Origin of the sequence: Hanstruepera ponticola (assembly GCF_012931685.1) — a bacterium.
Classification (GTDB): Bacteria; Bacteroidota; Bacteroidia; order Flavobacteriales; family Flavobacteriaceae; genus Hanstruepera; species Hanstruepera ponticola.
Map to the genome: position 1 here is coordinate 179536 of NZ_JABANC010000003.1, position 23229 is coordinate 202764.

Consider the following 23229-nt stretch of genomic DNA (forward strand, 5'->3'; position numbering starts at 1 on the left):
TTATTTCCAAACTGATATTATTCTTTCAAAATTATTATCTAATTTTTTTATCTCTTTCAGTTTATCTGGTCGCAGATCAGGTATGTTTTTCTTTTTAGAATTTATATTAAAAAACCTTTTATTCTTAAATCCATCTTCAAAACTATATTCCTTTAGTTTTTTGTTTAAACTTTTGTAAGTACTACTTGGTAATTTGTGATCAATTATTTTGTGTAATTCATTATCTAAAAACTCTAAATCTTTACAATTTTTCTCTATTAAACTATTAGAATAATATATTCCCACTAAACCCTTTTTTGGTTTGTGTAGTCTTGTGTTTTTTGTCAAATAGTTAAATCTATGTAATAATAACTTTGATGCTTCAGAAGATGCAAAAACCTTTTGTTCGAGAAAAACATCGATAGTTTTTTCTATTCTTGATAGATATCTGTCCTTTTTGTTTTTAGATATAGATGTTCCTGTATATTCTGAGTTTTCAATACTGAAAACGTAACCTAAAAATTCAATTTTTATTAAGCTTTTATCACTATTTAAATCATAAGGGTATGTTTTTGATGGATTCATTAATAAACTACTTTCAGAAATAATCTCTTCAACCTTATTTTTATAATCATCAAGGCTCATTTTCCAACTTGGAGTAAAGAGAACAATTATATCATCGACATATCTACCATAATAAGTTACGTTACCTAACCTTTTTATTTTATTATCTACTTCTCGCATATAAAGTTCCGCCAAATATGCACTTATTCCTGCGCCTCTTGGTATACCTTTTCTTTCATTAACAGGCAGTTTTATTTGGTCAGTTAGTACATTATAACTATAAAATAGATTTTTAATTAAAGTCTTTGATTTTGGGCTTAACAATTGGTTATCATTAATCATGTTTAAAAGCCGCTCTTGTGGTACACTCTCGTAAAAACCTTTAATATCTGTTCTCAAAACTATTTTAGGGAAATTATCTTTAATTAAAGACTGAACTTGTTTTGAAATCAAATATCTGTTGCCTTGTTTGACTTTAAAAGTGCGATTTATGTTAAATTGCAATTGTTTCATAGCAAAATACGAGGATGCATCTTTACCTATCGGATAAACATACTTACCACTTGCTTCGTGTAAGAATTTAGAAAACACAAACTTAAAACCTTTACTATTTACATTTTCGACATATTCTTGCAAAGTAATTTCTAATTCATTCTTTTTCTTCTCTTCAATCTTTTTCTTTTCTTCATTAAGTTCTAAAAGACGTTCGTCATCCTTAGCTATATCTCCCTTACTTTTAAATGCTTTTATTATTTTTCTTTGCTTTTTTAATTCATTTGATAGATCAAGGAATTTATCGGAATAATATTTTGTTTCAAAATTTCCTTTACGGTTTTCAATTTCAAATATTTTATTGAAGTTTTCTAAAGAAAATGATTGGTCTAACATATCTGTTTAAAATCTTTATCTAGTTTTAGTTAATTAATTTCTTCAAATTACAACTTCAAACTCAAAAATAAAATACGTACAAGTACGTATTTTTATAAACCAAAAAAAACCCACTCTGGCTCTCTCCAAAACCAAAGCGGGTTTACTAATTAATCAGTCAGGAAAATTATCCCGTTACAGCAACTTTCATGGCATTACCTTGTGCCAATACATAAAGCTCACTGTTTATCTCTTGGTAAAACACAATACCAACAGTCGCAAACAGCGCACTACTGGCAGGTATCACACCAAGGGCACTCATATCAACCGTTAGCGTTGTATCAGCACCCACCATACCGCCTAGCGCTATGGCATCACTATAAAACACATCACCCCTGCCATTCACCAACTCATCAGTGGGCACATAGGTTTCCGTAGTTTTCTCAAACACATAATTATCCACATACCCCGCAGCCAGCACCAGTTTAAAATGCGTAGCACCTTCCGGAGCACGCAAATACGAGTCCGTATCAAAATCAGGTACCAACCACGTCACAATATCACGGGTGGCATTAATACTAGGCAACCCACTGGGTGCAAAAAATTGGGTGTTAAAAGGGTCATTCAGGTTAAACTCAAAGTTCAACAAAATATCCCGCATACTCACCACATCAAAGTCCCGTTCACCACGAACACCAGAACCATTTTTGTTAATCAATTTCATGGTGCGGTTAAGTCGGCCACTCAAATAGGTATCGCCCATCAGGCGCACCACATTAGCAAAGGCATCTCTAAAGGCTTTGGCAACCTTACTGGCACCGCCAAATTCAATCATGTTCTCGCGCGTACGCTTGTACGTCGGGTCGTTCATAATACGGTTTTTACTCACGCTACTCTTTGTTTTAACAACATTTTCGCCGTCTTTGTTATAAAAGGTCAACCCATCCAGGGTGCCTTCCAACTTAATAAAGCTTGTGTTACGAGCCATTTTAATAAGTATTATGATATACCAATACACATCGGTATATCTGGTTAATAAATACAGATTAGACTTGGGATCTAAATCTTTAAAACAAATTGCTATTAAGTAATTCTTGGGAGAGATAATAATAAAAACGATTTCCGGAATCGTAACCATGCCTACCCTTCTACCTCGCGATCGCAGAAATGAGAAGCATCGTCAAATCAAATATATAAAATCGAAATTAACAACCAAACCGTTTGAATTACAGTATTTTATAAAAAATCAGCCTTTCATTGAAAATTTTTCAAAATCAGATTCAAAAAAATTCCACTTTTTAGAAAATTCTTACAACCACCTGAATACCAATTATTAAAATCATAAAAATGCATACCTCTAAATTTTGGTCATTTTTCCTTAAGGTCTGCGTCAGGTTTCCTTAAGGTCTCCTTAAGGTCTCCTTAAGGTCAAACCGTGAAAATTCCTACAAAAAACGACCCAAAAAACACCATTAACAAAAAAGCATAAAAAAAGGTGCCCAAAACTAAAATTTAGACACCTATTTGAATTTTTAAAACCTCCTCGTCACTTCGAGTGTTCCGACCGAAGCGTCGGAATGTATCGAGAAGTCAATACAGTTATTTTTTTCCTGCAATCATATTGAGCTTGTCATCCTGCGCTTGACGCAGGATCCATCAGATACTACTTTACATAGATTCCGCATCAAGTGCGGAAATCGAAGATTCGACGAAGTCAATGACAAAAATGGATGCTGAAACAAGTTCAGCATGACAAAGGTTGAGAGTTATTCATCCAACAACAAGTTTAAAGTCACCGTAATATTATCGCGTGTAGCCTTACTAAATGGGCAAACTTCATGAGCACTTTCAACCAATTGCTCGCCAGTCTCCAGATCAACACCTGGAATATAGCAATCTAGTGTAGCTTCTAGACAAAACCCATCATCATCCTTACAAAAGCCAATAACAGCGGTCACGCTTAAAGCGGCGTCATCAATATCCAAACCTTGTTGTTTGGCAATAGCTTGTATAGCACCACCAAAACAGGCCGCATAGGCCGCACCAAATAATTGTTCCGGGTTAGCACCATCACCACCAGCACCTCCCATAGATTTAGGTACTGATAAGTTAAAGTCAATAGGACCGTTCTCTGATTTTACATAGCCTGCTCTGCCACCAACAGCTTCGGTGGTAGCTTCATATAATGTTTTCATGTTTTCTTTTTTTAGAATGAATCATAAAGATACTATCCCACACATCATCAGTAAAGTGATTTCTCATAAATTTCTCTTAAAATACAAATGAGGAGTTAAAGACCTAAAAAAGAGCCCTAAAGGCTTTGAATTGTCAATTATATTTCCTATATTAGTTGAATCTTAATTGGGGTGCTTAAGTATTATACAGCTGAAAACAAACCCATTGAACTTCGTCGGATAATGCCAACTGAAGGAATTAAGATACCAAAGGGAATTGAAGGTGTAAAAAATCTTTTAATTCCCTTTGTTTATTTAGTGCTATACCTTGATTCAGACACGCTATTTGAATATTACTTACTATAGATAACAGGCATCTGCCCTTTCCATTTACTCCAAAGGTTTTCGTTAGTAATAAGACTTGCCATAAAATGCCCCACATTAATACGGCTTACTTTACCTGCATTAAAAATAGCACTTCGTGTTGGTGAGGCGTGAATCTCATAGTCGGTTACGGTGTCTTCGTTAATCAAACCATCTGGTCTTACGGCAACCCATTCAATTGTTTGATGGTCCTGCCCTATTTGTGTTCTTAAATAATCTGCTGCTTTTTCATTATCTACATGCGGTGGTAAGAGTAAACGCAACAATCCTATAACACACTTTTGAGCAAAGGAAATGGGTTCGTTTAAATCCCGATTACGATTCCCTGTAGTATTCATTAGCACATACTTTACAGGTTGCTGTGGGTTATTAGACACTATTGCTTGGCATAATCTGCGTGTCGCATCTGTAACCAAGCGTCTTGGATGACCGTACACGCCTTTAAACGTCAGGTTATGCCCCAGACAGGATGCTACAGCCTGACAATCGTGAACAATATTGCGCATTTCGGTATCGGTTAATTCTAATACGCTTGCAGCAATTATTTGGAGATTGTCATTAGTTTTCCAAGCATCTGGCGCCTTTTCAGGAGACCTTACAATGACTTTTACATTATGGTTTTGAACAAGTAGTTGTTCAACTAATTTACTTCCGGTTGCCCCACTGGCACCTACTACTAAAACTGTCATGATTATTTTGATTGATTGTGATACTTAAAAGACGCCGTAGTACAACAAATGTTACAATGACTGATTCGTTGCTTTCCGTAAGATTTTAACAACACGGTTATGGGTTATTTCTAGTAAATTATATTGGTAACCTTCAAAATCGGTGGTATTCATAAATTGTATAACCACGGCATCGATATCTTTATGGTATTCTGCCATACTTTGATGACCTGGTACCAGACCACCATGGTTGTACTCATAAGGATAGATTTCCTGTTCGCCTGCATCAAATACAGAACCATCGTTTAAGGCTCGTAAAAATATTGCCACATCTTCTGCTGTTGCTATCATGCCGTATTCATTCGCCTTAAAATCTTCATCATACCCAACGTAATACCCACTCATAACATCATCTAGATTCACTTCATTAAGCGAAAAAAAGGTGTTATGCAATTCAAGCGGTTTTAGTATGCGCTCTTTTATAAACTGTTCGTGACTATGGCCTGTTACCTTTTTAATAAGCTCCCGAAGCAATAAATAATTGGTATTTGAATATTCATAACCTTCATCGGGTTCAAAACTAGCTGGGAGATCGAGAGCAAAATCGAGTGCTGTTTTACTATTGGTTTGTTCGTCTTCCCAATAAGCGGGATTATCTGTGAAATTTGGTATGCCAGACCGGTGTTGAACCATCATTTTTAAGGTAATGGTTTCTGCATTTTCAATTCTACCTACAAGCTCTGGAAAATAATCTGCTAGCGTTTCATCTAAAGACAATTGCTTATCGCCTACTAATTTTGTGATAGATACGGCAATATATAACTTGCTGATACTGGCAATTTTAAATAAGGCATCAGGTTTGGCTGGTATTTGTTGTTCGCGGTTATGATAGCCTGCCGTATAAAAGGCTGGTGCTTTACCAGCTTGATCTACATAAACAATAACGCCATCAAAACCATAGGTTAATGTTTGATCCACTTGCTCCTGAACGGTGTCTGGCAGTGGTACTATCCAGGCTTTGACTATAATCCATGGCACAAACCATAAGGATATAACCGTACCTACCAGTAATACGATTCTAAATAGTTGTTTGCCTTTACTTTTTTTTCGCGTAGACTTTTTCATATCTCTTATTATACTTCAATTGGTTGGTGTAACTTTATGGTACAAATATATTGGAGAAAGCCATACCTATATATTGAATTTAACCGAACTGTAGTATTTTATGGATGAATTGATTCTTGTTAGGATATGCTGCAATCCATTGATTGGCAAATCCCTATTGTTTACACCTCTCGCCGCAATACTTCTAAAGGCGAACTCTTTAACACCCCTTGAATATTGCTTAAACCAATAGCTAATACCAAAAGTGAAATACCCGGTAAGAATCCCAAAAACGGCACGGCTGATGGTACAAAGGGTTCTTTAAAAACCAGGATAGCTAATAGCAAACTACTGACTAGCGCTAAAAGTACACCTACCAAACTCCCTAAAAGCCCTAAAAACAAATACTCCAATGCCGATATGCGTAATATCTGCTTGTTTTTAGCCCCCAGTGTTCTTAATAACACACTTTCTTTAACACGTTGGTACTTGCTATTACGCACAGAACCAATTAGTACAATAATACCGGTAAGTATGCTGAAGAAAGCCATAAAATTGATAATCCATGTTACTTTTTGCAATATATCTTCAATGATGGTATATACTTGTCTTAAATCGATAATAGATACATTTGGAAACTTGGCTACCAATTCGCTTTGTAATTTAGCCGAGCGTGTCTCATCTGGCACATAAGTAGTTAAAACATTAAACTGTGGTGCCTGTTCCAACACGCCTTTTGGAAATACTATGGAGAAATTGAGTTGCATTTGTCCCCAATCAACCTTCCTGATACTGCCCACAACGGTTTCCATAAGGACACCCTGTACATTGAAAACAACCTTGTCACCAATGGCCAATTTGCCGTCTTGCGCTAGATTATCAGAAATGGATATTGGTATAGGGTCTTTAGTGGTGTGATTAGAGACCCAGTTCCCTTGTGTTAATTCCTCTGATGCGATGAGATTTTCACGATAGGTGGTTCTAAATTCATGATTTAAAAGCCATCCTCTTATACTGCGGGTACTATCTTGCTGGATAGCATTAACGGTGCGCCCTTTAATACTGTGCATGCGCATGGTTACCAGTGGGATATTATCTAATATCTCTAAATTATTGTCTGTAAACGTTGTAATGGTTTCAGTAAGTTGAGTGCTTTGCACATCTAAAGCAATAAGATTGGCATTTTCAGTACTGGCGCCAACACTTGTTTTTGCTAACAGAATGTCCTTGGTAAAGTATAAGGTGCTTATTAAAAACGTTCCTAATCCAATGGCAACGATTAAAACTAATGTCTGATTATTGGGGCGGAATAAGTTTAACAAGCTTTGCCTCACTGTAAAATCTGCCCATTTAGGAAATAAGGCTTTTACGATTTTCATACACAGCACCGCAACTGCCGCCAAAATAGCAAAGGTTACCAAAACTCCTATAACAAACGCAGCGGAATACTGCCAGTCTTTAAGCAACCAAAATGAAAAGGCATATAGCGATGCGATAATGATTAATAAGATAATTAGGCGTGCTTTTTTAGGTTTTTCCATAGGCGTACCACCTATTCGCAGCACTTCCAATGGCGACACATACCAGGTGCGCATCAGTGGCAATAAGGCAAATAAAACCGACATAAAAAGCCCCAGTAATACACCCATGATTAGGGGTTGCATGCTAATATGTATTTCGACATCGAAGGGTAAAAAATCTTTTAAGATATACGGAAAAAGCTCCTGCAAACCAACACCTATAAGTGTTCCGATAAGTCCGCCAATGATGCCAATTCCTGATATTTGTATCAGAAATATCAAGAAACTTTGTCGGCGTGTGGCGCCCATGCATTTCAACACGGCAACTGCTTTTAGTTTTTCCTTAATGTAAATGTTTACAGAGCTGGCAATACCCACGCAGCCCAATAGTAAGGCAATAAATGCCACCAGATTTAAGAACTTACCCACATTATCATACCGACGCCCTAAACGTCTGCTTGTGCTGGTGTGGGTGTCTAAATCGGCCTTTTCTAGGTCGAGCATGGGTTCAATACGATTCTCCAAGGCTTCTAAATCGGCAGTAGGCGCCTTATAAAAAAACTGGTATTCCTTACGGCTTCCAAATTGCAGGAGTTCCGTTTTAGCAATATACCGATAAGGTATAACTACCGGAGGCGCTACCGAAGACGACATGGCATTACTGCCTGGAATCGATTTTAAAGCCCCTGTAATGGGTAATGTAATCTCCCCTACTTTAATGGAATCACCTGCTTTAATATCATATTGCAACATGAGTGTGGCATCCACTAAAGCGCCTCCTAGTTCTTGATAACTAGCAGCAGCCGAACTGGGTATGGTGGTTAATTTACCATAAAAGGGGAAATCGCCATCCAAGCCTCGAACACGCACTAATTTGGTACCGCCGTTTTTTGGAAAGGCGATCATGGATACAAAGTTCACTTCGCGAGCATCAGGATTTAAAGAATCAATGATAGCTTGAGCACGTTCTGTAGGCTCATCGCGACTATCAATGATAAAGTCGGCTCCCATTAAAACCTTGGATTGTCGCTGGATATTATCTTTTAAATTCTCACTAAACAATTGAATCGAAACAACTGCCGCAATTCCCAAAATAATAGATGCCATAAATAATAGCAGCCTTACTTTGCTGGCTTTGGCATCGCGCCATGCCATTTTAAAAAGCCAGGATGTTTTGCTTTTAGATTGGAATTGTGCTTTACTCAAAATGTTGCAGTGGTTTGATTGGTGACAATTTGCCCACCTTTTAGTTTTAAAATTTGTTGGGTTCTGTTGGCAAGGTCTAAATCGTGGGAAATAATCACTAATGTCGTACCAGCTTCTTTATTAAGCTCGAACAATAATTGAATGACCTTTTCTCCTGTTTCATCGTCTAAATTACCTGTAGGTTCATCAGCAAATAAAATAGAAGGTGTGTTTGAAAAGGCACGTGCTAGAGCAACCCGTTGTTGTTCGCCACCCGATAATTGCGATGGGTAATGATGCATACGATCTGATAAACCCACTTTTTCTAATAAGGTTTTGGCTACTTCAGCTGCATTGTTTGAGCCTTGAAGTTCTAATGGTACACTCACATTTTCAAGAGCCGTTAGCGTTGGCAGTAATTGAAAGTTTTGAAATATAAAGCCAACTTCTTTGTTGCGTAATTGGGCACGTTCATCTTCATTCAACGCACTTAAATCGTGGCCACATAATTCAACAGTGCCAGCATCGGGCTTATCTAAACCAGCGCATAGGCCCAACAAAGTTGTTTTTCCACTACCCGATGGTCCGACAATGGAAAAGGTTTGCCCCTGCTCCACCTCAAATGATATATTTTTTAAAACGGTAAGTTTTTTAGAGCCACTTTCATATGTCTTTTCTAACCCATTAATCTTTAATATCTTTGACATGTAAATTTTAATTTATTCTACAACGTATGTACAGCCCTAAAAATATACAATCCTTTTTGAAAGCACCTAGCATTATGGAATGGAAATTCATAAAGTTTTGTTATTTTCTAATAGTCTTCACTTTAATATCATGTGGGAACTCAAACAATTCAAAAGAAACAGATACTCAAGACGCAACCACAGAAACCAATACGACTGATGTAGTTGAGAGTTCAAAAAAGACTATTCTTTGCTTTGGAGATAGTATAACAGCTGGATATGGACTGGATGATAGCAACGATGCTTATCCTGCTTTACTGCAAGCAAAAATAGACTCATTAGGTTTGGCGTATGATGTGGTTAATTCGGGATTAAGTGGTGAAACGACAGCTGGTGGTAGAAGCCGCATTAATTGGGTACTCAATCAAGATATTGCTGTATTTATTTTAGAGTTAGGCGGTAATGATGGTTTACGTGGTGTACCACTTTCAGAAACCAGAGCCAATTTACAAGCTATTATTGATGCCGTGCGGGCTAAAAACCCAGAAACCACTATTATTTTAGCTGGAATGGAGTTGCCTCCAAATATGGGACAAGATTATACGTCTGAATTTAGGTCTATTTATGCTGATTTAGCACAAAAGAACAGTTTAGAATTCATACCATTTATACTCAAGGATGTTGGCGGTATTGCTGAATTAAATCAGAGTGATGGTATTCACCCTACGGTTGCAGGGCATAAAATTGTAGCACAGACAGTATGGGAGGTTTTGGAACCAGTAATTAATTGAGTCGCCCTAGAATAGAACGACTCATTAATTAGTTTGTTTAAAATTGTCTCACAATTACCACAGCATTACTGGCAAAGCAAGTACCTAAAAAGCAATCACCATTAAAGGTGTTAGGATTAAAGGTCATCACATAAGGTTGATACCCTTCTTTAGTAGAAGTCCAGTAGAATTGTGTTTCATCAAAATTACCCATGCCACGCATGTGTACGTTATCAAAAATAGCTTCCATAGTACCTTTACTAGGTACATACCAATCGTCATATCCAGCATGTTCTAAATCCCAAACGATTTTAAAGGCGTAATCGTCGCTACCAAACTCAAGACCGTTAGGTACATTACTGTTGTCGGCTAGGTTACCATCAACAATTTGCTGTGTATTGTCAAGCCCAGCACCTATTTCGGCGCTATTGGTTAAATCAAAATGATCGCCCCATGAAGTTTGCCCTATAGTAGAATAGTCGGTGGCTACCATCAGTTTGCCATCTGTTTCGTTGACATGGAAAATATATCCACCTCCATATTCAATACCGTATAAGGCTTCTACGCCCAGCTCGCCCGTAATATCCAATACCGCTACCCCATTGTCTAGATTCTCTACAATGGTTAAGTCCGGATTATATATGGTAAGATCTTCAGGTTCTTGTTGGTTTACGATTAACGAATCATCATTGGAACAATTGCATAGTGCTACTGCTAAAAGTAGAAAAAGTATTTTTTTCATATTAGTGTTTTTGGTTTATAGCTATATAACAACTTGAAGCCAAAAACTCCTGAAAGAATTATTTATTTATTACAAATGATGGCTGCCGTTCATTTTTAATATTGTCGTATCAATAAAAAAACCATCTGTTTTCACAGATGGTTTACTTACATTATATATGAGTTGTTTATGCTTTACGCACTTGAACTGCCATAAGGCCTTTATCACCTTTTTCTACATTAAATCTGACTTGGTCAGCTTCCTGTATTTGGTCAATAAGGTTTGATGAATGTACAAATACCTCTTCTTCGGTGTCTGTAACGGTAATAAACCCAAATCCTTTGGCATGGTTAAAAAATTTTACGGTACCTTCTTTCATAATTGTTGTTTTATTAGTTTTTATTAACTTATTTATTAATGTTTTTATCATAATATTGATTGTAAATATTTATACTGAACACTCAATTGCTTCATTGAGCTTATTTACGTAATGCGCTATTGATTTTTTTATAGCAAAATGACATTCAGTATTTTAAGTGTGGGATAAGGTGTCCTTTATGTAATAAAGTCAAAAGACTGTGACTTTCAAAGTCTTGAAGAAATATCAAAAACAATCATAATAAACCTTGTAAATTATGAGTATTTGAGCTGTTCAACTAACTAGCATCGTGGCGAAAGTAGGTTAAATAATATAGTTAATGCCCAATTATGTGTTAAAGTGTTAAAAAAGGAACTTTTAACAGCTTGCTTAAGGCACCAATTGACATAGAAAAGGTGCATAAGCATTGACACCTTGCACCTTATCAGAAATTTTAAATACCTAAATAAATTAATTTTTCAACGACTTCATATCGATAACAAAACGATACTTAACATCACTTTTGAGCATACGCTCATAGGCTGTATTAATATCCTGCATTTTTATTACCTCGATATCAGAAACAATATTATGCTTTCCGCAGAAGTCCAGAAGCTCTTGTGTTTCGGCTATACCGCCAATTAAAGATCCTGCCACAGCTTTACGTCCCATAATCATAGGTACTGTTATCAATGCTGGATCTAAAGGACCTAAATAACCTAAAACAACTAACGTACCATTTGTGCTTAATGTATTAATATATGGATTGAAATCGTGTGCATATGGTACGGTATCTAGTATTAAATCAAAACGACCCGCAGCTGCTTCCATGGCGCTTTCATCTGTTGATATAACTACCTCATCAGCACCTAATTGCTTAGCATCATCTATTTTATTGGTTGAACGTGAAAATAAGGTGACATGACTACCTAGAGCATGCGCTAATTTAATAGCCATATGACCAAGACCGCCTAGACCCACTACAGCTACTTTGGTGTTTTTACCAGCCTTCCAGTGTCGTAATGGCGACCATGTCGTAATACCTGCACATAGAACAGGTGCTATTCCAGCTTTGTCTAAATTTTCAGGAACACGTAGTACGAAGTCTTCATCTACCACAATAGTTTCAGAATACCCACCATGGGTATTGGTATCTAAATGCTTGTCATAACCACCATAGGTACCTACCCAGCCATTAGTACAGTATTGTTCTAAATCCGCTTGGCAATTATTACAAGTTCTACATGAATCTACCAAACAACCAACGGCAACTAAATCGCCTTCTTTATATTTACTCACTTCTGAACCTATATTAGATACACGCCCAACGATTTCGTGCCCTGGTACAACTGGAAATTCCGTCATGCCCCAGTCGTTACGGGCAAAGTGTAGATCTGAATGGCAAACACCACAGAATAAAATATCTATTTCTACATCTTTAGGTAACACCGTACGTCTATCAATTTGCATTTGTTTTAAATCGGCATCTGATGACTCTGCACCGTAAGCTTTTATACTTTTTGTGTTCATATTTAATTGGTTTTAATTTAATTAATATCAATCTGTAAAAGATACGTATTTCTAATGAACTGTCCTAGTAAGAAACTTTACGAAAACCTTAAATATTAAAAACGTTCATACTTTTAGCAATCAAGCAAAGACAAGGTCTGTTTAACTATTACTTTAGGTAAAAACAAACATTATGAAAACCTTATTATATTACTTAATACCATTTTTATTCATATGCGTATCATGCAGCAGTGATGATGATACCGTATTTATTCCTGAATCAGATACAGCACCACAAGCCAGTGGTATAGGCTATATTCAAACAGATATGGGAACAAACAGCCTATATGATGCTTTAAAGACAGAAATTAATGCCAACACCAATCTTGATGTTATTGCTGAAATTGATCACAGCCTAAATGCCAGCACAGCTGGAATGACTTTAAACAATACTAGAACCATTTACTTTAGTAATCCAAGTATTACCGCTATGCTCATGGAGAACAACATGAAATTGGGATTGGACTTGCCCTTACGGATTTCAGTTTATGAAAATGGTAATAAAAGTACAGCCATCTTTAATAGTTCGGCCTACCTAGATAACAGATATGCCTTGAATGACCCAAGTAATTTACAATTACTGGAAGATACACAAAGCAGTGTAGTTTCCATTGCAGGAGAAACAAACGTTCGATACAATAATGCTATCGCTGATCCGGTAGATGGTATTACATTGGTGTTGAGTGAAAATGATTTTGATACCACATATGACAACATTGTTCAAAACATAAACGAATTGACAGGTGTTACTATTTTTGCTGAAATAGATTTAAAAGCCAATGCTTTTGAAACTGGTATTGAATTACCTCCAGCCAAACTTATCATTTTTGGTAATCCCAATCTAGGAACACCCTTAATGCAAGATAAACCATCTATATCAGTTGATTTACCTCAAAAAATGTTGGTATATCAAAATAGTTTGGGTGCTGTAAATGTAGCGTATAACAATCCTTATTATTTATCAGACAGGCATAATTTAGGAACTCTGAATAATAACAACCTTGCTACCATTGCAGACGCTCTTTCTAATATTGCTGATGCTGGTGTTCGCGTAGATTAATAGTAAAGAACACCCATTATCATTGTGGCACATTTACTATAGAGAATTTAATAACGCCTGCATTTACATCGGATTTTTGAAGTAATCCGTTCTTGTAATAGTAGGTGTTTGTATTGCCATTAGGTGCTGTTTTTAGATACGTATGGTCGCCAATTGCGCGGATATTATGGTATTCACCATGCTCTTCAGCATAAATTTTGGTTACACCCACAGGCTCTTCAAACAGCAATTGTACAATACTGTGTTTTATAAATTCAGCTGGTATTTTTTTGACAAACGCTCCCTCTGAATAATAACCATAAGCACTACCTTCTTTTACGGTTTTGGCTTTGGTTTTATCATTCCCTCGCACTATAATGTGTGCTTTAGCTTCTTGCAAGTGACCATTGGTATAAGTTACATGATAGTCATACACCACTTTTATAGCTACTAGCAAGTGATACTCTATTTCTGTATGGCTTGTGTAAATGACGGTGTTTCCTGTTACAGTTTTGGTAGCATCTAATGTTCCAAGCGATTTACCATCATGAATAACCTTGAAATGAAGCGTTTGAGCCTTTAATGGTATTATGGCTACAAATAGCATAAGCAAAATGAATCTTGACATAGGCTAAAGTTTTTTATAAATATAAGTAAATCTGATTATTGCTCAATCTCCAATTTATAGCCCACACCATGAACGTTAGTCAATTTAATTGAATTATCAGATTGTAATTTTTTACGTAATTTAGATATGTAAGTATCCAAACTTCTCCCAACTATTACACCATTATCTTCCCATACCGTTTTAGTAAGTTCATCGCGCTTTATTATTTCATTTGGCCGAGCTACAAAGATGGCAAGTATTTCGCATTCCTTTTTAGATAAGCTAATTTCAGTAGCTTGTTTTACTAATTTATTCTGTTCAGGATAAAAATTAAAACTACCAATTACCATGTGGTTTTCATCTTTTGGAGCAGTTGAATCATCTGATTTCTTTTTAAGAAAACCCAATGTAATAAGCAAAAAACCACCAGTTAGTAATATATACCACCAAATGGTACTATTTTGAGTAGTTTGTAAATCGTTTGTAAAACGAACCGTTATTGTGTAACAGTTTTTGGGTAAGTCACGACCACCACAAGGAATAATATCAGTATCTATGCTTTTTTTCATGTCGAAACTATAAGCTACTTCCTGATCAACACATTGCAATACTTCTGTAAGGTATTCATTAGGAAGTTTAGCGTTATTAAGACTTCGTTCTAAAATATCAACCAAACTATCGGGTTCAATAGTTAATGGCTTTTCAAAAGAAAGCTCATATTTTAAAGGTTCTAGCTTTTTAATAGGACGAATTAATGACGTAGAATCCTGATTGGCTAATAACAATTGATTGCCCGCATCACGAAGGGCCAATTTCACCTTTTCGGTAAATGTCACTGGCTGCGTTTTAGAACTTGATAGATTGTAAATTGATAAAACGGTGATAATCAAACCAATGATGATATAAATAACTTTTCTACTCATAATGACAGTAAATTACTGACAATTTTAGGACTTTTTACAACTGTTGACACTTCTTTTGCATTTTTTTGACACTTTAAACACTTGATACCACTAGTTTTATCCTGAATTAAAAAAACGAACATTATGACTAGATTTATTTTAACCTTTTGCTTGATTGCACTATTAAGTTGTAACAGCAATCAATCACAAACCCAAGAATTGGCTTTAGCTACTCATCAACCTGAAGCGACATTGACCTGCAAAAAAGGTCCACTTGAATATTCAGTATTCAATGAACCTGATATGAATAAAGAGCTGTTTGCTGTTAAATTCTATGCTATACCAAAAAGCCAATCAGTTCACCAATTAATTATTGATATGCGTTTAAAAAATGGCGGTCACTTTGTTTCCCCTAATGCGACCAGAGATTTTTCTGGAAAGTTTAGCGTCATTATGGATGATACCGATGCCTTTGACTTTGAAGGTGATCTTATTGAAAACCCCTTAACCGAAGAAGAAATCGATTTGCATCCTTTTGTAAATGGTTCTATTAATTGGGTTAGGAAAAACACGACCTATACACAACAAATAGAACTCAATACCACCGAAGCGTTTGAAGTGAAAGGCTATATCCAGTTTACCATTGAACCAGCCTGTACTTTAGAGAAAGTTCCTTTTATTATAAAAAATAATGGTGACAAGTTGACTTTTGAATTCTTTGGGTGCTAATCACTTAAGCTACCACGCAGCATATAATATATTGCATAAAACTATTTAGAAGGTTGTAGTCATGATCCTATTAATTGTGAGTTCATCTTGTATCCAAAAGAAAGCAAACACAACAACAGCAAGAAATGATAAAAAAACAAGGCCTATCAAAGTTATAGGTCTTTCCGTTTTTTAAACGCTACAAGATTATGTATATGAGTTAATTTTTAAGCTATAAACGATGTAATTTAGACCTATCAAACAATTACATATGAAATCACCTTCAGGAAAGTCGTTTTTAACAGGGTTTGGCATCCTTGCTATTTTACTTACTATTATTCCTTATTTTTCCACTGATTACTGGTGGATACGTATGTTTGACTTCCCACATTTGCAACTCTCTTTTTTAACTCTAATAGCCATACTTGTCTATTTCTTTAAATTTAATTTTAAATCTTGGAAAGATTATTTATTTATAGGCCTATTAATTTCTTGTTTTGTTTTTCAATTTGGTAAAATTTATCCTTATACGGCTTTTGCAGCATATGAAGTATTATCTGCCAGTAAGAGTCAACAAGACAGCATAACAATATACACTGCCAATGTGCTGCAGAAAAATGAGAAAAGGCAAACTGTAGTAGAGCAATTAATTAAGTATGAACCAGATATAGTTTTACTAACAGAAGTTAATAAACCTTGGGAAAATGAAATAAGTCAGGCTATAGGTAATAACTATCCATTTAAAATTAAGGTACCAAAAGACAATACATATGGTATGTTACTGTATTCAAAGAATGAATTAATTAATCCAAAAGTAAAATATTTAGTTAGCGACAGCATCCCATCCATACATACCAAGGTCAAAATGATTGCGGGCGATACTATCCAGATATACGCCATCCACCCAACGCCACCCATGCCGCAGGAAAACCCTTTGTCAACAGATAGAGACACTGAAATGATGATGGTAGCAAAAATGGCTTTAGATTCTCAATATCCTGTTTTGGTCATAGGCGATTTTAATGATGTTGCTTGGTCGGTAACTTCTAAACTCTTTCAAAATGTGAGTCGTTTGGGAGATATAAGAAAAGGAAGAGGGCTTTATAATACTTATGACGCTAATAATTTTTTATTACGCTGGCCTTTGGATCATATATTCATTTCAAACGAATTTAGGTTGCAATCTGTAAAGCGCTGTGAAGATATTCATTCTGATCATTTTCCGTTATATACAACACTGTCTTTTGAACCTCAAAATAAACTTGAGCAAGAACTACCACCTCCAACGGATGATGAACTTAAACGTGTTGAAGATCAAATAAAGGCTTTTAAGAAAAACAATAAATAAATTATTTTACGGGAATGTCAGCTTTTAAGACGATGTCATGATTGGCAACATGTATATCACCTTTCTTTGGAGTTGAAAGAATATTATCGACACCTTTTTTAGCCAATCTTTTACGACAAAGCTTTGTAAGAAACGGATCGTCATCAAACAAGAAGCCATTTAAAGTATAATCAACTTTCCCAGGTTCTTTTACTGCTGCATGAATATGGCGCGCTTCTTTACTGTGAGGATAAGATCCTGGGAAGAACGTATAAAAAGTGTATTTTCCATCAGCATCTGTTTTTACCCAACCTCTATGATAAACATAACGTTTGTCATTTGCTGTTTTCATATCATAGTAACCATCTTCATCTTGATGCCATATATATAATATAACATCTGCAGCAGGAGTAACACCATCACTTTTATAGACAGTTCCAGAAATCATTAACTTACTAACTTGAATATCAAAATCAGGTATAGTATCTGTATTACTTATGGTATTAGGATCATAATCATAGATAGGGTTTCTTGACATGTAATCAAACGGAACCTCTTCTAAAACATTTGAAGAATCTTGTGCATTTAAAGAATGAAAGATTAGGGAAATAAAAACAAAGACTAAAAAACGCATAATTTTTTTCATGATAAGCAGGTTTTAATTACCGTAAATCTATATCATACAACTTGTTAGGTAACAAAAAAGCTTATGAACACTTAAAATTTTCGATAAATAGAAAAAGAAAACCAAAATCTTCGATGAAAGGTCGATTTGATTATTGTTAAAAACGTTAATTATTATATAGCTCTAACAATATTTTAACACACTTTATCGTTTTTTTTATTATTTTCGTCGGTCGAAAAAAATTAAAATCAGTCATCAATCACATAGAAAAGATTAATAGCAAATGAAATCACTTTTTAGCCTACTGCTTGTTGGCTCTGTGCTAACAGGTTTTGCCCAAAGTACTCCAGAATTAAAAAACACTGATAAATTATTGGAACTTTTTGAGGGTATTGAGTATCATGACCTTTCAGAAGAATCTCGTTTAGAAGAAAAATATACTGCTTTTGACATTACTGCTGAAAACTGGGATACAGAACATGTAAAAATTGACTATGACCAAAAAGTTAGTTTCCCTTTACAAATAGCTTTTAATGACTCTAGTTATGTATCTCCTATTTCTAAAGATAAAGTAATTACGTCTCGTTATGGATGGCGTTGGGGTCGTGCACATAAAGGTATTGATATAGATTTGGTAGCTGGTGATAGTCTTTATGCTATGTTTGACGGTATTGTAAGATTTGCTAATTACAGTTCTGGTCATGGTCATACTGTAGTTGTAAGACACTATAATGGTATTGAAACACTTTACGCTCATTTATCAAGCTATGGCGTAAAGGCTAATGACTCTGTAAAAGCAGGAGATTTTCTTGGTAAAGGTGGACGTTCAGGCAATGCACGTGGTAGTCATTTACATTTAGAAATGACCTATAACGGTGTTCACATAAATCCAGAGTACTTATTGAAGTTTGATGAAAACAATGATGTAAACGCTTCAGAATTATGGGTTACAAAAAAATGGACACGCCCAGAACTTCATAGCAGTAGACGCCAAAGTAAATTGGAGTTATTAACTACAGAAGAAGAGTTAGAAGCCTATCTTGAAAGACCTACCGAAGTGTATGTTGTTAGAAAAGGTGACACGCTATCACGAATATCAGCAAAAAACAATATAAGTATTACCGCTTTGTGTAAAACCAATCACATTCGAAAGAATTCAACCTTACGTATTGGCCAAAAGTTAGTTATAGAAAAAACCTTATAATAAAGAGAAACGAAACCTAAATATTAGGTTCCGTTTCAAAATAATTAACTAAAAGCGCCTATTAAGCGTTTATTTTCACGGTTTTCTTTTTCTTACCGTTATCTAGTACGACTTTATAAATAATTTCAGCATTAACATCTTTGTTGTATTGGATATTGCAAAACACCTGACTTATACACCAGCCTGGATTTTCTTTTATTAGATTAGAACTTAATTCATATGGCAACTTAATAGATTGATAATGTTCTTGACTACTCAATAATAGTCCGTTTCTGTCATAAATAGCGTTTAATCTATTTTCACCTTCGGTAAACTTCACAGTATAAGTAGTATTGCTTTTTGAGCGATATACTTTACTAGTTTTAATATCATAATTTGCAATTACATTTTGAAGCTTTAATATTTTCTTTGAGATACTTATTTCAGAAATACTGTTTATGTATTCATGATTAAGTGCTAGTTCATTATTAATGTCATCATAAGAATACATGTTAGTATTCATGTCTAAAACAGCAACATCATTTTGTGCGCACATTAGGTTGGTGAAGCCTAAAAAAATAATACCAAGTACAAACGTTTTCATAATAATAGGTTTTAATTAGTTATACGATTAATGCTATTAATGATTCTTTGAATTTTGATGAAACCAAAGTATTATGAAAATCGTCTGTTTCCTAAATTTTGGAATAGACTGCTAATGAACAAGCAATAGACTTTTGATAGACAAACAACTAAATTTTTAAAATTTTAGAATTTATCACGCTGTTTATCAGGCTTTTATAAGTTTTGTATGAAATCATCCAAATCAACATCCTCTTGAAGATTTAGCTTTTTACGAAGACGGTATCGGCTTGTATTTAATGAGGCTAATGTGATATTTTGCAAAGTTGCAATGCTACGACTATCCATTTTTAACCTAATCAAAGAGCAAAGTCGTACTTCATTTTTACTCAAATTAGGAAATTGCGACGTTAACTCACTATAAAAAGAATCGCTTAACTTATCTAGACGTTCGTAAAAATCCTTGGTATCTACATCGACAGTAGTTTTATTAATGATGTCCTGTTCCAGTTGTGCTAACAATTTTTTTTGCTCCTTAGTATTGGCTTCTTTAATACCCTTTATTTTATCAGCCAGTTCTCTAGCCCATTCCTGATTATGCGTTAAATTGATAGCGAAATCTGACAAGTCTCTTTGTTTTGATTCAATCTCGGATTTTAATTGTTTGTTTTTTACTGCAGTAAGTTCAAGTTTTTGTTCTGCTAATAATTGTTTGTTTCTAGCGTTAATAACATATTGACGTCTTCTTAAAAATAACGACACCATCAGAATAAGAACAGAAGATGATGTTAAACTAACAATCCAGAGTTTTGAGCGTTGATTTTGAATTTTATTTTCCTTCTCAATTCTATCAATTTTAAAATTTAGAGCCACCCGATCAAGTGAAATCGTATTCAACTCATCTTGCCATTTACTATCTGCAATTTTAGATATGGTATTAAGACTATCCTTAATGCGATTTTTATTTGTTGCAACCTTGTAAGCAGCTTCATAATTATTTTGAGCGATTAATAAGGTCTCCTTTGCATTTAAAAACTCTATTTGTGACTTACTTGAGATGGTGTTTTTAAAATTTGGGTCATGCATTATTTTTTCTAGCTCTTGGAACGATTGTTCTGCAATATCTAGCAGATTGAGCTTTAATTCTGTTTCTACTAGCTGTGATCCTGCGCTTATTAATCGCGGTAAATCAAATTGATTTGACTTTTCATTTTTAGTTGTTCTATATAAATCAAAATTCTCTCTATACAGCGGTCTTGCTAGTTTTGGTCGGCCTTGTTCTATATAAATATCGGCAATATTATCGCGAATACTTCCCAATAATGTATGGTTTGGAAAATTTGCTTTTGTTAAGGAATAGGCTTTATTGAAATAAATTAATGCCGAATCTAATTCTTTTTTATTCCAATAAAAAAACAACCCATAATTGTTATATGCCGAAGGATTCAATATAATATTGACATCTTTTATAAACGCAATATTTTTTTTATGCATGGTTGCTGCACTTTCTAATTGACCAGTTTTAGCATAGTTGTCAGCTTGGATACTGTATGCATAAGTAACCATTTCAATTAATTCCTCTTTTTCTTCAGGTGTTAAATCTTGTTCATGAGTGTTATAATAGTCAAAAAAAGCACGATACCATTTGATGGATTCTTTTGGAAAACCAATTTCTCTGAACCAGTTACCTGAATGCAAATAACTATGCATTTTAAATGCATGTTGATCTTTTATTAGTGGTAATAAATCTAATCGTTGAAAATGTTGCGATAAGTAGGCTTGTAATTGCTGTTCAGAAAACGAATCCCTTCTATATGTTTTGAAAGCATCTTCAGGAAAAGATTCTTCCATACTTTTGGTAATGGCTTGATATTGTTTGAAGGCTTCATCACTTGTTAAATTGCTTTGGGAGAAACTAACCAAAGAAATCATAAAAATCAATAAGCCTAAATAAATAGAATTCGAACTCAAAGTAATTGGAAACATTAGTTAGCTTCTCAAATATACAACATTATAAGAATTTATTTACAATATTATTAAGCCTAGAATTACTTGTTATAATATTTCTTACGTAACCAAAAAGAAACGCGAACCAACAAAATTAAAGCTGGAACCTCTATTAAAGGTCCAATAACACCTGCAAAAGCCTGGCCTGAATTTAAACCGAATACGGCTATGGCAACTGCTATGGCTAATTCAAAATTATTACCTGCTGCAGTAAAAGAAATAGCTGCATTTTTATCATATGAAGCTCCCATAGCTTTACTCATAAAAAACCCGATTAAAAACATAATAGCAAAATAAATAAGCAATGGAATTGCAATAACAACTATGTCCATTGGTATTTCTACAATTAATTCTCCTTTCAAAGAAAACATAACGACTATTGTAAATAATAAAGCAACCAATGTCAATGGTGAGATTGTTGGTATAAATGTTTCCGTGTACCACTTCTCTCCTTTCAATTTTACTAATATTAAGCGGCTTAATATTCCCATTAAAAACGGAATACCTAAATAAATAGCCACGCTTTCAGCGATAGTTACAATAGAAATATCTACAATAGCACCTTCAAATCCAAAATAAGGTGGTAATACAGTTATAAATAACCAAGCATAAAAACTATAGGCAAATACCTGAAAGATACTGTTTAAGGCTACTAATCCGGCTCCATATTCACTACTGCCTTCAGCCAAATCATTCCAAACCAATACCATGGCAATACATCGAGCTAAACCTATTAATATCAATCCAACCATGTATTCTGGGTAGTCTTGCAAAAAGATCAATGCTAAAACAAACATTAAAACAGGACCAATCACCCAATTTAATATTAAAGAAATGGATAAGGTCTTAACATCTGAAAATACTTTAGGTAACAAGGCATAATTAACTTTCGCCAAAGGTGGGTACATCATTAGAATTAAACCCATTGCAATTGGGATGTTGGTTGTATCACTACTTAAAGCATTAATTTTGTTAGGAATAGAAGGGAAAAAATAACCAAATCCTACACCAATCCCCATTGCGACAAATATCCAAAGCGTTAAATATTGGTTTAGAAAACCGAGTTTCTTCTTTTGAGTCATTATATCTTTATTTTAGAAAAAACAGCGTAAAGTTCAGTGGCTATTTGTAAACTTCGTTCTTTATATTTTTCTTGCTGTTGTGGTGTGTTATCAAATAATTTAGGGTCATCAAATGTTAATGCTATACGCACATCTGCATTTGGGATAAACGGACAATCTGCATCAGCTTCAGAGCAAGTTAATACAGCTGCAAAATTTGATGAAGGATTAAAATCATCATGGTACGTTTTAGAAAAGCCTATAATGGGTTGTCTACTGGAATTGTATTTTATAGCATAAACTGGATTAGAGCCTTCAACTAAAGTTTGAAATACAAAACCTTGATTACGCAATGTTTCAGCAGTCATAGGAAACATAGCAGTGGCTTCTGTTCCACCAGAATAACATGTTACATTTGGTATTTTAAAATAGGAAGCCATGGTTTGCGCCCAAATTTGAGACAAATGACTTCGTCTTGAATTATGCGTACAAATGAAATTTAAATTTACATCATCACCTTTATCAACTTTTGATTGAATATAGGTAATGAGTTGATTATGTATTTCTTCTCTATTTGGACGAATAGTTGATAAATCTATTCTATCAATATTTTGATTAATCTTCGGATATAACATACTT

22 protein-coding genes are annotated in these 23229 nt (G+C 34.7%); 5 read left to right on the plus strand and 17 right to left on the minus strand.

Annotated elements, in window-relative coordinates; all coding sequences use genetic code 11:
• The 7 genes from drt3a to HGK31_RS09640 all read right to left on the minus strand — a co-directional run bounded on the left by drt3a (position 1) and on the right by HGK31_RS09640 (position 9152).
• Positions 1-1431 carry an antiviral reverse transcriptase Drt3a gene (gene drt3a / locus HGK31_RS09610; RefSeq protein WP_191859555.1) on the minus strand — a complete coding sequence of 477 codons (1431 nt, stop codon included), beginning with the start codon at positions 1429-1431 and terminating at the stop codon, positions 1-3.
• Positions 1432-1597: 166 nt separating this feature from the next.
• Positions 1598-2548 (minus strand): hypothetical protein, encoded by a 951-nt coding sequence (locus tag HGK31_RS09615; protein WP_191859556.1) that lies wholly within the window; start codon positions 2546-2548, stop codon positions 1598-1600.
• Between the two features lie 628 nt (positions 2549-3176).
• Positions 3177-3605 carry an organic hydroperoxide resistance protein gene (locus tag HGK31_RS09620; protein ID WP_191859557.1) on the minus strand — a complete coding sequence of 143 codons (429 nt, stop codon included), beginning with the start codon at positions 3603-3605 and terminating at the stop codon, positions 3177-3179.
• Between the two features lie 332 nt (positions 3606-3937).
• A complete protein-coding gene (locus HGK31_RS09625; protein ID WP_191859558.1) occupies positions 3938-4657 on the minus strand; it encodes an NAD(P)-dependent oxidoreductase in 720 nt (239 codons plus the stop codon).
• Positions 4658-4708: 51 nt separating this feature from the next.
• On the minus strand, positions 4709-5761 hold the full coding sequence (locus HGK31_RS09630; protein ID WP_191859559.1) for a serine hydrolase domain-containing protein: 1053 nt from the start codon (positions 5759-5761) through the stop codon (positions 4709-4711).
• Positions 5762-5922: 161 nt separating this feature from the next.
• Positions 5923-8415 carry an ABC transporter permease gene (locus HGK31_RS09635; RefSeq protein ID WP_191859719.1) on the minus strand — a complete coding sequence of 831 codons (2493 nt, stop codon included), beginning with the start codon at positions 8413-8415 and terminating at the stop codon, positions 5923-5925.
• Positions 8416-8462: 47 nt separating this feature from the next.
• A complete protein-coding gene (locus HGK31_RS09640) occupies positions 8463-9152 on the minus strand; it encodes an ABC transporter ATP-binding protein (RefSeq protein ID WP_191859560.1) in 690 nt (229 codons plus the stop codon).
• Positions 9153-9178: 26 nt separating this feature from the next.
• Here HGK31_RS09640 and HGK31_RS09645 point away from each other — a divergent pair, with 26 nt between their 5' ends.
• Positions 9179-9922, plus strand: coding sequence for an arylesterase (locus HGK31_RS09645; protein WP_191859561.1), 744 nt, complete (start codon positions 9179-9181; stop codon positions 9920-9922).
• Positions 9923-9959: 37 nt separating this feature from the next.
• Here the strand turns inward: HGK31_RS09645 and HGK31_RS09650 are convergent, their stop codons facing one another.
• The 3 genes from HGK31_RS09650 to HGK31_RS09660 all read right to left on the minus strand — a co-directional run bounded on the left by HGK31_RS09650 (position 9960) and on the right by HGK31_RS09660 (position 12510).
• A complete protein-coding gene (locus HGK31_RS09650) occupies positions 9960-10643 on the minus strand; it encodes a hypothetical protein (protein ID WP_191859562.1) in 684 nt (227 codons plus the stop codon).
• Between the two features lie 166 nt (positions 10644-10809).
• The gene (locus HGK31_RS09655; protein ID WP_104735737.1) at positions 10810-11001 is read right to left on the minus strand and encodes a cold-shock protein; all 192 of its coding nucleotides are present in this window, start codon (positions 10999-11001) and stop codon (positions 10810-10812) included.
• Between the two features lie 450 nt (positions 11002-11451).
• Entirely contained in the window at positions 11452-12510 is a 1059-nt protein-coding gene (locus HGK31_RS09660; RefSeq protein ID WP_191859563.1) for an NAD(P)-dependent alcohol dehydrogenase, read from the minus strand.
• 172 nt (positions 12511-12682) lie between these two features.
• Between HGK31_RS09660 and HGK31_RS09665 the strand changes: the two genes are divergently transcribed.
• A complete protein-coding gene (locus tag HGK31_RS09665; RefSeq protein WP_191859564.1) occupies positions 12683-13609 on the plus strand; it encodes a DUF302 domain-containing protein in 927 nt (308 codons plus the stop codon).
• A 19-nt stretch (positions 13610-13628) separates the two neighbouring features.
• Here HGK31_RS09665 and HGK31_RS09670 read toward each other — a convergent pair whose 3' ends face one another.
• Together HGK31_RS09670 and HGK31_RS09675 are read right to left on the minus strand one after the other, a co-directional pair.
• The gene (locus HGK31_RS09670; protein ID WP_191859565.1) at positions 13629-14216 is read right to left on the minus strand and encodes a DUF6134 family protein; all 588 of its coding nucleotides are present in this window, start codon (positions 14214-14216) and stop codon (positions 13629-13631) included.
• Positions 14217-14251: 35 nt separating this feature from the next.
• Positions 14252-15118, minus strand: coding sequence for a winged helix-turn-helix domain-containing protein (locus tag HGK31_RS09675; protein ID WP_191859566.1), 867 nt, complete (start codon positions 15116-15118; stop codon positions 14252-14254).
• A gap of 123 nt (positions 15119-15241) precedes the next feature.
• On the opposite strand from HGK31_RS09675, the gene HGK31_RS09680 reads away from it, so the two are divergent.
• Both HGK31_RS09680 and HGK31_RS09685 read left to right on the plus strand, forming a co-directional pair.
• Positions 15242-15826: a hypothetical protein gene (locus tag HGK31_RS09680; protein WP_191859567.1), complete on the plus strand. Its 585-nt coding sequence runs from the start codon at positions 15242-15244 to the stop codon at positions 15824-15826.
• Between the two features lie 250 nt (positions 15827-16076).
• Complete coding sequence (locus HGK31_RS09685; protein ID WP_191859568.1) at positions 16077-17153, plus strand: endonuclease/exonuclease/phosphatase family protein; 1077 nt, start codon at positions 16077-16079, stop codon at positions 17151-17153.
• 1 nt (position 17154) lies between these two features.
• Here the strand turns inward: HGK31_RS09685 and HGK31_RS09690 are convergent, their stop codons facing one another.
• Positions 17155-17778, minus strand: a complete 624-nt coding sequence (locus HGK31_RS09690; protein ID WP_104733764.1) for a dioxygenase family protein — start codon at positions 17776-17778, stop codon at positions 17155-17157.
• A 262-nt stretch (positions 17779-18040) separates the two neighbouring features.
• Here HGK31_RS09690 and HGK31_RS09695 point away from each other — a divergent pair, with 262 nt between their 5' ends.
• The gene (locus tag HGK31_RS09695; RefSeq protein ID WP_191859569.1) at positions 18041-18961 is read left to right on the plus strand and encodes a M23 family metallopeptidase; all 921 of its coding nucleotides are present in this window, start codon (positions 18041-18043) and stop codon (positions 18959-18961) included.
• Positions 18962-19022: 61 nt separating this feature from the next.
• Here the strand turns inward: HGK31_RS09695 and HGK31_RS09700 are convergent, their stop codons facing one another.
• From HGK31_RS09700 to HGK31_RS09715, 4 genes are all read right to left on the minus strand, one after another.
• Complete coding sequence (locus HGK31_RS09700) at positions 19023-19544, minus strand: hypothetical protein (protein ID WP_191859570.1); 522 nt, start codon at positions 19542-19544, stop codon at positions 19023-19025.
• 194 nt (positions 19545-19738) lie between these two features.
• Positions 19739-21508, minus strand: a complete 1770-nt coding sequence (locus HGK31_RS09705) for a tetratricopeptide repeat protein (protein ID WP_191859571.1) — start codon at positions 21506-21508, stop codon at positions 19739-19741.
• A gap of 62 nt (positions 21509-21570) precedes the next feature.
• Positions 21571-22611, minus strand: coding sequence for an ACR3 family arsenite efflux transporter (gene arsB, locus HGK31_RS09710; RefSeq protein WP_191859572.1), 1041 nt, complete (start codon positions 22609-22611; stop codon positions 21571-21573).
• Positions 22611-23225 carry an arsenate-mycothiol transferase ArsC gene (locus HGK31_RS09715; protein ID WP_191859573.1) on the minus strand — a complete coding sequence of 205 codons (615 nt, stop codon included), beginning with the start codon at positions 23223-23225 and terminating at the stop codon, positions 22611-22613. The genes arsB and HGK31_RS09715 overlap by 1 nt, the downstream gene beginning before the upstream one ends.
• Between the last annotated feature and the right edge of the window lie 4 nt (positions 23226-23229).